This window comes from Billgrantia kenyensis (genome assembly GCF_013697085.1).
GTDB classification, from domain to species: Bacteria; Pseudomonadota; Gammaproteobacteria; order Pseudomonadales; family Halomonadaceae; genus Halomonas; species Halomonas kenyensis.
Genome location: NZ_JACEFT010000031.1, coordinates 1 through 9,922, shown reverse-complemented (window position 1 = coordinate 9,922; position 9,922 = coordinate 1). Strand labels below are relative to the sequence as shown.

General features: G+C 64.5%; 8 protein-coding genes and 1 CRISPR repeat array. Of the genes, 4 read left to right on the top strand and 4 right to left on the bottom strand.

The window, feature by feature from the left end; translation table 11 throughout:
- Positions 1 to 121 precede the first annotated feature (121 nt).
- A complete protein-coding gene (locus tag H1D44_RS17725) occupies positions 122 to 1,327 on the bottom strand; it encodes an ABC transporter substrate-binding protein (RefSeq protein WP_181516466.1) in 1,206 nt (401 codons plus the stop codon).
- A 249-nt stretch (positions 1,328 to 1,576) separates the two neighbouring features.
- Here H1D44_RS17725 and H1D44_RS17720 point away from each other — a divergent pair, with 249 nt between their 5' ends.
- Both H1D44_RS17720 and H1D44_RS17715 read left to right on the top strand, forming a co-directional pair.
- Entirely contained in the window at positions 1,577 to 2,335 is a 759-nt protein-coding gene (locus H1D44_RS17720; RefSeq protein WP_181516464.1) for a dienelactone hydrolase family protein, read from the top strand.
- Positions 2,332 to 3,417 carry a C45 family autoproteolytic acyltransferase/hydrolase gene (locus H1D44_RS17715; RefSeq protein ID WP_181516462.1) on the top strand — a complete coding sequence of 362 codons (1,086 nt, stop codon included), beginning with the start codon at positions 2,332 to 2,334 and terminating at the stop codon, positions 3,415 to 3,417. The genes H1D44_RS17720 and H1D44_RS17715 overlap by 4 nt, the downstream gene beginning before the upstream one ends.
- Here H1D44_RS17715 and H1D44_RS17710 read toward each other — a convergent pair.
- Together H1D44_RS17710 and H1D44_RS17705 are read right to left on the bottom strand one after the other, a co-directional pair.
- On the bottom strand, positions 3,404 to 3,679 hold the full coding sequence (locus H1D44_RS17710) for a hypothetical protein (protein WP_181516460.1): 276 nt from the start codon (positions 3,677 to 3,679) through the stop codon (positions 3,404 to 3,406). The genes H1D44_RS17715 and H1D44_RS17710 overlap by 14 nt on opposite strands.
- A 110-nt stretch (positions 3,680 to 3,789) precedes the next feature.
- A complete protein-coding gene (locus H1D44_RS17705; protein WP_181516458.1) occupies positions 3,790 to 4,380 on the bottom strand; it encodes a DUF4202 domain-containing protein in 591 nt (196 codons plus the stop codon).
- 160 nt (positions 4,381 to 4,540) lie between these two features.
- Here H1D44_RS17705 and H1D44_RS17700 point away from each other — a divergent pair, with 160 nt between their 5' ends.
- Positions 4,541 to 4,936: a DUF6746 family protein gene (locus H1D44_RS17700; protein ID WP_181516456.1), complete on the top strand. Its 396-nt coding sequence runs from the start codon at positions 4,541 to 4,543 to the stop codon at positions 4,934 to 4,936.
- A 46-nt stretch (positions 4,937 to 4,982) separates the two neighbouring features.
- On the opposite strand, the gene H1D44_RS17695 is transcribed toward H1D44_RS17700, so the two are convergent.
- On the bottom strand, positions 4,983 to 5,507 hold the full coding sequence (locus H1D44_RS17695; RefSeq protein WP_181516454.1) for a cytochrome b: 525 nt from the start codon (positions 5,505 to 5,507) through the stop codon (positions 4,983 to 4,985).
- Between the two features lie 184 nt (positions 5,508 to 5,691).
- Here H1D44_RS17695 and H1D44_RS17690 point away from each other — a divergent pair, with 184 nt between their 5' ends.
- Positions 5,692 to 6,693: an aldo/keto reductase gene (locus H1D44_RS17690; protein WP_181516452.1), complete on the top strand. Its 1,002-nt coding sequence runs from the start codon at positions 5,692 to 5,694 to the stop codon at positions 6,691 to 6,693.
- Positions 6,694 to 7,835: 1,142 nt separating this feature from the next.
- Positions 7,836 to 9,877: direct repeats of the CRISPR family, unit length 29 nt; unit sequence CGGTTTATCCCCGCCCTCGCGGGGATCGG.
- Between the last annotated feature and the right edge of the window lie 45 nt (positions 9,878 to 9,922).

Below are 9,922 nucleotides of genomic sequence, written 5' to 3'. Positions count from 1 at the left end.
CTGAGCCCCGTACAGTACAGGACTCAGGCCTTGGACGCCGGCTGAATGAACCGTCCAACTATTGGGGGTCAGTTCAGAAATCCCGCCAGGGCCTCTCTTCTTGCGCTCGTCGTGTCAGTGCTTAGAGGTCGACCAGGCCCTTGCTGACGAAGGCACCGTCCTCGACCACCATCTCAACCACGACTCCCGGCACGTCACCGTTTTCGTCGAACTCGTGGGTGCCGGAGGCGCCCTCGTAGTTGATCTCGGTGCCGGCGGCGATCAGCTCCACGGCCTTCTCCCACTCGCCCGGCAGGATCACTTCACCGGGTGCAGAGGAGACGCTGCGCAGGGCCTGGGAGAGGCCTTCACGCTCGGCGCTGCCGTTCTGCTCGATGGCGAGTGCCAGCAGGAAGGCGGCATCGTAGGCCTGGGCCGCGAACACCGCGGTCGGATCGAAGCCGGCTTCCTCGGCTGCCTCGGCGAAGATGTCGGTACCCGGCAGCTCGGGGCTACCCGGGCGCGTGGCAATCATGCCCTCGAGCACGTCGGCCCCCACGGCCTCGATCAGCGAAGAGCCCACCATGCCATCGGCGCCGGCGTACTGGGTGAACATGCCGCTCTCGTAGGCCTGGCGCAGGATGGTCTGACCGGAACCGTCGGCGTAGGCCAGCACCACCAGGGTTTCGGCTCCGCTGGCGGAGAGCGAGCCCAGCTCGGAGCGGTAGTCGGCGCGGCCATCCTCATGGGCCACGTTCTCGGCCACCATGCCGCCCTCCGCCTCGAAGGCTTCGACGAAGGCATCCGACAGGCCGCGACCGTAGTCGTTGTTGACGTAGGTGACCGCGACCTCATCAAAGCCCTTGTCCAGCATCAGCTTGGCCAGAATCTCGCCCTGGTAGGCATCAGAAGGTACGGTACGGAATACCAGGTCGTTGTCGTCCAGCTCGGTCACCGCCGGGGCGGTGGAGGCTGGAGATACCATCACCACGCCACCGGGGATAGCGGCACTGTTGGCCGCTGCCACGGTAGCCCCTGTACACAGGGCACCGACGATGGCCGTAACGTTCTCGGTGTTCACCATGCGGTCCGCTGCGTTGGAAGCGGCCGAGGCATCGCTGCAGGTGGTGTCGGCACTGGGCATCACCAGTGTTTGTCCACCGAGAATGCCGCCCTGCTCGTTGACCTGCTGCACCGCCAGCCGAGCGCCTTCGTAGATGGGCGGCGTCAGGCTCTCGATCGGGCCGGTAAAGCCGCCGATGAAGCCGACCTTCACTTCCGCCTGCGCCGCGCCTACGAATGCCACGCTGGTGGCTGCGATCGCCATCGCTAGAACGCTTTTCTTCATGGTTGTTCTTCTCACTCTGGTTGATTACGTCTGGTTACCAAGGACAGACACCCCCTAAATCTGGAAGGCTACGAGACAAAACACAAGCCCCCCATACCAACGTTCTAGCCCGTAACGACAACGCCAACTCCCTATCGGGGATGAACAATCCCGTTTCGGCATAGATGCCGGGGAAAGTGCACCCGAAATGCAGCCAGCGGCTTTCGCCTATACTGATTGACCCGTCATGCCATCCGACAGGAGGCACCCATGCGCCCCGCTCTTACTCCCCTTTCGCTGCTGGCATCGCTCGGCCTTGTCAGTGGCGCTTACGCCTTCACCCCCGCAGGCAGCGATGTCGTCTATGACGTGGGCGACGAAACCTTCGAAGGCTACCTTGCCAGCGCCGATGGCGAGGCCGGCGGCACCATCTTGATCGTCCACGACTGGAACGGGCTGGACGACTACGAACGTCAGCGTGCGGACATGCTGGCCGAGCTGGGCTACGACGCCTTCGCCATCGACCTGTTCGGGCAGGGCCATCGACCCGAGACCCTCGATGCCCGCCAGGAAGCCACCCGCGCGCTCTACTCCGATCGCGAACGCATGCGCGAGCTGACCCTGGCCGGCCTGGCCGAGGCGCGTGAGCAGGGTGCCGCGGAGAGCGTCGTCATCATGGGCTATTGCTTCGGTGGCGCCGTGGCACTGGAGATCGCCCGCTCGGGCGAGGCCGACAACGTGGCAGCCTATACGAGCTTTCACGGCGGCGTGGCCACACCGGAAGGCCAGGAGTGGCCCGAAGAGCCCCCGCCGCTGCTGATCGCCCACGGCGGCGCCGACACCAGCGTCACCATGGAAGACGTCAGCGGGCTGGTCGAGGAGCTCGAGGCCATCGAGGCCACCTACGAGATCCAGATCTATTCCGGCGCCCCCCACGGCTTCACTGTGTTCGGCGACGAGCGCTACCAGCAGCGCGCCGACGAGAAGTCCTGGGCGGCCTTTCTGAACCTGTTAGAGGAGGTACTATGACCCGGCGACTGCGGCCCCTGCCGCTGACCGAACTGAGCGGCAGCTACCACGAGATCGGCGCCCAGCACGGCCGCATTCACCGCGACCTGATCCAGCGCGGCATCGAGGTGTACGGTCAGCTGTTCCACGACTTCGTCGGTATCGGCTGGAGTCAGGCTCGCGGCCGAGCTCACCATTTCGAGGCGATGATCGCACGGGGCTTTCCCGAGATCCTCGAGGAGATGAACGGCATTGCCTGGGGCGCCGGGGTCGACTTCCTCGATATCCTCACGCTGAACTGCCGCAGCGAGATAGCCCTGACACAGGCCAGCGGCGGCTGCTCGGCTTTCTCCATCGCACGCCACGGCACGCAATGGCTGGCCCAGAACTGGGACTGGCGCAGCGCCCAGCTCGACAACGTGGTCGCCCTGCACGTGCGAGGCGCTGGCAAGCCCGCCCTGGTGAGCATCGGCGAGGCCGGCATGGTGGGCAAGGTGGGGATGAACGAGCAGGGCATCGGCGTGTGTCTCAATGCCATTCGCTCGCAGACCTGCAGCACAGGCCTGCCGATACACGTTGCGCTGCGCAAGATACTTGAGAGCCCCGACTTCGACAGTGCCCTTGCCGTGGCCACTCACGACCGGGTCTGCTCGCCTGCGCATTTCCTGCTCGCCAGCGCTCCGGTCGACAACGAGGGGGGCCAGGCCGTGGGTCTCGAGGTGCAGCCCGGCGAGCCGGGGCGAATCGCGCCGAGCAGCGGCATCGTCACCCACACCAACCACCTCTACGCCGACAACACCCCCTACCCGGTGCAGGACTATCCCCGTATCGACTCAGAGCCCCGGCTATGCCGCCTCGACGCGCTGCTGCACGATGAGCTGCCACCGGACACCACCCTCGATAAAGCGCACCTCTTCGACGTGCTCAGCGACCATCAGGGCGCGCCACTGTCGATCTGCCGTCACTTCAATCCCGCCCAACCCGCCGAAGAGCGTATGGAAACCCTCTTCTCGGTGGTGATGAACCTGAGCGAGCGCCGCCTGACCCTGCGCCACGGCAAACCCTGCGAAAGCGATGACAGCCTGAGCGTCACTCTGAGCTGAAGCGCCCCAGCCCCTCGTTACCCGGGCCAGGCTCAACCAGTTCCCCTTTCAGGTAGCGCTCGGAGGTGAGCATGAACGAGCGCCGGAACAACTCGTGCCTGGCCTCCTCCCGATGGAGCTGCAGCAGCTCGAACTCCTCCTGGGAGAGAGCGGTGTCGTGACGCGGATACTCACGAGCCAGGCGCACCGAGCACGATGTGGCGTCACAGATCTGCAGGGTAGGCGTAGCCCCACGGACGGCGGTATGGGTGAAGTACGACATTGGCGACCTCCATTAGCACCATTAATGATAACAATTATCATTAACTATTGGAAATCTAGCCGCCCACCGATCAACAGTCAAGGCAAAGGAAAATCATTCTCAAGACTCACCTAGCCAGCCAAGGCCTCTTCCACTACCGCTCGCGTCTCCGCACTCATGGGTAGCGTCAGCGCCAGTTCATGGGCCTTGGGCGACATTTTCTTCCAGGTCATCTGCACGATGCGCACCAGGTGGTCATGCTCCACCTGGCGCGAAAAATCGGCGAAGTAGTTCTCGAGGAAGACCAGGCAAGCACAGTCTTCCACCGCCTGGGTGCCCGGATCGCGGCCCAGGCCCTGCTTGCGAATCATCCGCGACACCTCGGCAGCCTCCTCCGCCGAGTAGCCCGCCGCTTCCATCACCCGTGCGGTGGTTTCACCGGCGCGCTTGCCCTGGTCGCGACGCCAGGTCAGATAGCCTACCCGCCCCTCGGGATACTCGCTGCGCGGCACCTCCCAACGCTGCAGATGCTGGGAGCGCACGGCGATCTGCACCAGCTCGCTGGGTGCTTCGACCACGCGCTCGAGCCAGGCGCTCATGCGCCCCGCATGCCACAGCTCCTTGGGCAAGGGCTGGCCATCGACATCCACCCGGCGCGGGTCCTTGGCATGCAAGCCATCGAGCTCGGCCAGGGTACGCTGAAACGGAGTTTGATCTGACATGGGAACATCCTTGCAAGTCATTATCGCTACAGCATACCGCAAGCGGGCAAGGGGCCAACAATTTCTCCATTGACTGAACTTGCCTTTGTGAAACCTTGTAAGCCACTGAATTTCAACTAGCTTGAGGGGTACTACACGAACGCCACGGAGAGGTTCAGACATGCGAACGTTAACGGTGACTCTCTTTGCAGCCCTGCTGACCCTCGGCATTGCTCATGCCGAAGAAGAGCCGGTGGAAGAGGAGCTCGTCGAGCAGCTAGATGAGGCCCAAGGCCAGCCCATCGACACCCTCAAGCAGGCCGTCGACGCCCTGGAACTGCGCAACGACCTGCTCGACGTGCTGCTCACAAAGGATCAGCTGACCGAAGGCGACATGGCCATTATCCTGCAGCTCACCGAGACCATGGAGAACGCCCTGGCCAAGATCGAGGAAGAAGTCGGGATCATGCGCGAACAGGTGCAGGAGGTCCATGCTGGCGCGGATGCCCAGGAGCAGGACCGCATTCGTGAGAGCGGCAAGGATTATCTGGAGCGTATCAAGACGCTGATGCAATAAGTAAAGCCAAAGCCCGGCGGAGCACCGCCGGGCCTACCGTCCGTTCCTAGCGCACCAGCATACGGCCCAACACATCCTGCCCCTGGCGGCGGTGCCAGAACACCATCGTCACATGACCCACGATCAGCGCCAGCAGCAACCAGCCCAGTTCTCCGTGCAGCAAGCTGCCCGCAGCCACCATCCATTCGATGCGCTCGCCCTCGAAGCCCGACATCAGCGGAATTCCGAACGGCTCGAAGGCGCGGCCCGAACCGTACTGCCGCAGCAACGCCAGGGTCGGCACCACCAGCATCAAGCCATAGAGAGCTAGGTGCCCCAGGCGCGCCGCCCGGCTCACTGCCGGAGGCTGGCTCGCCCGGCTCGCCAGCGCCCAGAGTCCCCGCGCCACGACCAGTACCATCAGCAGGAAGCCAGCGGGCCGATGGGTCGGCCACAGCAGCTCATCCAGCGCGCTGTCGCTCAACAGCACTCGCACGCTGGTAGTAGTGAACTGCCAGGCCAGCAGCAGCGCCATGCCCCAGTGCAGATAACGATTCAAGCGCCCGTAGTGGGCGATCCCTGCGGTGCTCATGATTCACTCCTTATCCTGGATCAGGAAGCGGCTTCGTTACGCCTGAAAACCAACGGTAACGATAGAATGAGGAAGCCCTGTGAACGATGCGACGAAAGCGCTGTGCTCGAGATGGAATGTCTGGCTTGCGCGAGCGGTGCCCGGCTCGGCATGATAAATGCCCGAACTCTGACGCGGAGCCAGCATGTCGTTCTTCTCTCGCCTGAAAGAAGTGGCCTCTCCCACCATCGGCCTGGGCTGCATGAACCTCTCCCACGGCTATGGCGACCCGGTGCCCGAGGCCGAAGCGATACGCGCCCTGGAAGAAGCCTTCGAGATGGGCTATCGCCACTTCGACACCGCCACCCTCTACGGCGCCACTGTCAACGAACGCGTGGTGGGCAAGGCGCTGGCGAGCAAGCGCAACGAGATCCTGCTGGCCAGCAAGTGCGGCATGGCCATGGACCCGGCGCTGGGCAAGAAAGTGATCGACGGCCGTCCCGAGACGCTGCGCCACCAGTGCGAAGCCAGCCTCGAACGCCTGAATACCGACCACCTGGACCTCTACTACCTGCACCGGCTGGACCGCCAGGTGCCCATCGAGGAGAGCGTCGGCGAACTCGCCCGGCTGGTAAAAGAGGGCAAGATACGCGCCATCGGCCTCTCGGAAATCTCCGCTGTCACCCTGCGCCGCGCCAGGACCGAGCACCCCATCGCTGCGGTGCAGTCCGAATACTCGCTGTGGACCCGCAACCCCGAGATCGCCCTGCTCGACGCCTGTCGCGAGGCCGACACCGCGCTGGTGGCCTTCAGCCCGCTCGGGCGAGGCTTCCTCGCCGGCGGCGTGACCGACACCAGCCAGCTCGCCGAAAATGACGTGCGCCACGGCATGCCGCGCTTCAGTGCCGACAACCTGCCGCATAACCTGCGCCAGCTGGAAAAACTCAAGACCATCGCCAGCGAGCAGGAGGTCACCCCCGGCCAGCTTGCCCTCGCCTGGCTCACCGCCCAGGGCGACGACGTCATCCCCATTCCCGGCAGCCGCTCGGTCGCACACATGCGCGAAAACCTGGCAGCGGAAAACCTGCACCTGGAACCCAACACCCTGGAACGTCTCACCGCCCTGCTGACACCGGACCAGGTCGCCGGCGCCCGCTACAGCGCAGCGCTGCAGAAGGAGATCGATACGGAGGAGTTTGGGGGGTAACAACGAGCTTGTGGGTGCAGCTCTACCATTGGGCTGCACCCTGGTGGTTTATTCGTTGCAGCTCCTACGGGGATCGGCCCATGGTGTTCCAGCGCCAGCGCGACTATGACGGTTAATCCCCGCTCTCGCGAGGATCGGAATACGGCAAAGCCCGGCGGCTCCATGGGGTTCGGTTAACCCCCGCACTCGCGGGGATCGGTTCGATAGTCGTTGCGCCTTCTCTCCACATTTCGGTTAATCCCCGCCCTCGCGGGGAGCAGCTGATCGCTTTGGAGCGTCTGCTGGCCCACCCCGGTTAACCCCCGCTCCTGCGGGGATCGGGCGTCCAGATCGATAAACCAGGCGCCACCGATCGGTTAATCCCCGCTCCCGCGAGGATCGAAGTAATACTGGCTATTTGTCTCACTGCTGAGACGGTTTATCCCCAGCCTCGCGGGGATCGGACGCCATCGCCATGGCGCACCAGGTCAGCATCCGGTTAATCCCCCCTCGCAGGGATCGGTCCACCGATGGGGAAGGGCACTGGCGCCGTTCGGTTAACCCCCGCTCCCGCGGGGATCGGGCCTTGGCGATTTCCTCGGCCTGCCGGTGCAGCGGTTAATCCCCGCTCCCGCGGGGATCGGTAGAGATAGAGGCCAGGGTCAGGCGATGGATGCGGTTAACCCCCGCTCTCGCGGAGATCGGTCCAGCGCCATGCAGGTAAAGCTGCCGGTGATCGGTTTATCCCCGCCCTCGCGGGGATCGGTAGGCGATCTCCTTTGCGGTGGTGGAAATCTTCGGTTAATCCCCGCCTTCGCGGGGATCGGCCTGCGCGATGCATGGGCACGGGCGACAATACCGGTTAACCCCGCTCCCGCGGGGATCGGATGCGGTTGTGGAAGCGCTCCCACTCGCGCAGCGGTTAACCCCCGCTCCCGCGGGGATCAGCGATACCAGACCAGTCTGAAAACCTGCCGCAACGGTTAATCCCTGCCCTCGCGGGGATCGGTTCTCGCTAGAGGACTATAGGCGGACGGGCCGCGGTTAAGCCCCGCCCTCGCGGGGATCGGACCATCATTGGTCGCGTCTTCTGGTGGGAAAACGGTTTATCCCCGCCCTCGCAGGGATCAGTTCGACCTGGAGGCCAATGACATCGGCGTCAGAGGTTAATCCCCGCCTTTGCGGGGATCGGGCTGGGAACAGCTCGGCTGGACTCTTCAGGCCCGGTTAATCCCTGCCTTCGCGGGAATCAGAGGGTCACCTCGAGGCGATCCCAGTCGCTGGCCGGTTAATCCCCGCCCTCGCGGGGATCGGAGCCAATGTCGGCTCATGGTGTGTCACTCCGGCGGTTAATCCCCGCTCTCGCGGGGATCGGGACATGAGCATCAGCGGCAAGTGGACCATCTACGGTTAACCCCCGCACTCGCGGGGATCGGCCTAGCCCAATAAGCACCCTACTACGCGACGGCGGCTAACCCCCGCCTTCGCGGGGATCGGTCGCAATATTTCGCGATCTCGTACAGCTCCCACGGTTAATCCCCGCCCTCGCGGGGATCGGCTGATCGGCTGGGAGCCAATCGATGAAGGTGACGGTTTATCCCCGCCCTCGCGGGGATCGGCGCAATGCTTTCTTCAAGAGTTCGGTCGGCTCTGGTTTATCCCCGCCCTCGCGGGGATCGGCTCATACCTAAACACTCTAAGCAGGCGCCACTCGGTTTATCCCCGCCCTCGCGGGGATCGGCGAGCCCGTATCAGCGGGAATCTCTAGGTCGACGGTTTATCCCCGCCCTCGCGGGGATCGGTCACAGCGGTTCCCCTTGTCATCCAGAAGCGACGGTTTATCCCCGCCCTCGCGGGGATCGGCCGTGCATGGCGTGCCAGCGCGGCCCCCAGTGCGGTTTATCCCCGCCCTCGCGGGGATCGGGAGGACATGGATACCCAGCGCAGCTACCGGGCCGGTTTATCCCCGCCCTCGCGGGGATCGGGTCGAAGAGATCACAACCGCCGGCGATGGCGTCGGTTTATCCCCGCCCTCGCGGGGATCGGGGTGCTCACCACAATCGACCAGTCCAGGTTGTCGGTTTATCCCCGCCCTCGCGGGGATCGGGGAGATATGACATGGCGATGAACGCTCATCCGCGGTTTATCCCCGCCCTCGCGGGGATCGGGCCACGGTGATGCTTGCCGCGAACTCCATCGACGGTTTATCCCCGCCCTCGCGGGGATCGGCCGGCCACCCTGATGGGCGTCTACAACACCGGCGGTTTATCCCCGCCCTCGCGGGGATCGGCCGGCCTTCCTCGGCCTGGGTATTGCCGGCGCCGGTTTATCCCCGCCCTCGCGGGGATCGGTCAGCCACGCCCTTGCCGGCGCGGACGGTGTGCGGTTTATCCCCGCCCTCGCGGGGATCGGCTCTTGAATTCAACCGATTCGGGATGAAGTTGCGGTTTATCCCCGCCCTCGCGGGGATCGGCTCGCCCTGAGTGGGCGAGAAGGTGGCCGCACCGGTTTATCCCCGCCCTCGCGGGGATCGGTGTGCTGTGCATCGGTAGAGCGACCTGGCATTCGGTTTATCCCCGCCCTCGCGGGGATCGGAGTGGATACAGGGCGACGTATTCGACAACAGCCGGTTTATCCCCGCCCTCGCGGGGATCGGGCTCGGCGGCAATGTCGCTCTTGCTGTGCAGCCGGTTTATCCCCGCCCTCGCGGGGATCGGCCACGCACTTTCGAGGAGGTGATGGTCGAGTACGGTTTATCCCCGCCCTCGCGGGGATCGGTGGCGCGAGTGGAACACCCTGCAAAGCGAGAACGGTTTATCCCCGCCCTCGCGGGGATCGGCTCCCTTCACGGCTTTGCCCGCTGCGTGCGGGCGGTTTATCCCCGCCCTCGCGGGGATCGGTCAGGGAATCACCACCACTACCCTACCTACAACGGTTTATCCCCGCCCTCGCGGGGATCGGCGCAGGGTGCGCTTTCAAGTTCTACAGAAGAACGGTTTATCCCCGCCCTCGCGGGGATCGGGCTCCCTGATGCCTTCCCACAGGGCTCGGAACCGGTTTATCCCCGCCCTCGCGGGGATCGGCTGTTGTCGCCGTTCCACAGCAAGCGGAACGGCGGTTTATCCCCGCCCTCGCGGGGATCGGGTCACCGACCCGCGCCGCATTCAGGACCAGCGCGGTTTATCCCCGCCCTCGCGGGGATCGGAGGAGGGGGAGTAATACCGGGAGTGCTGAACGCGGTTTATCCCCG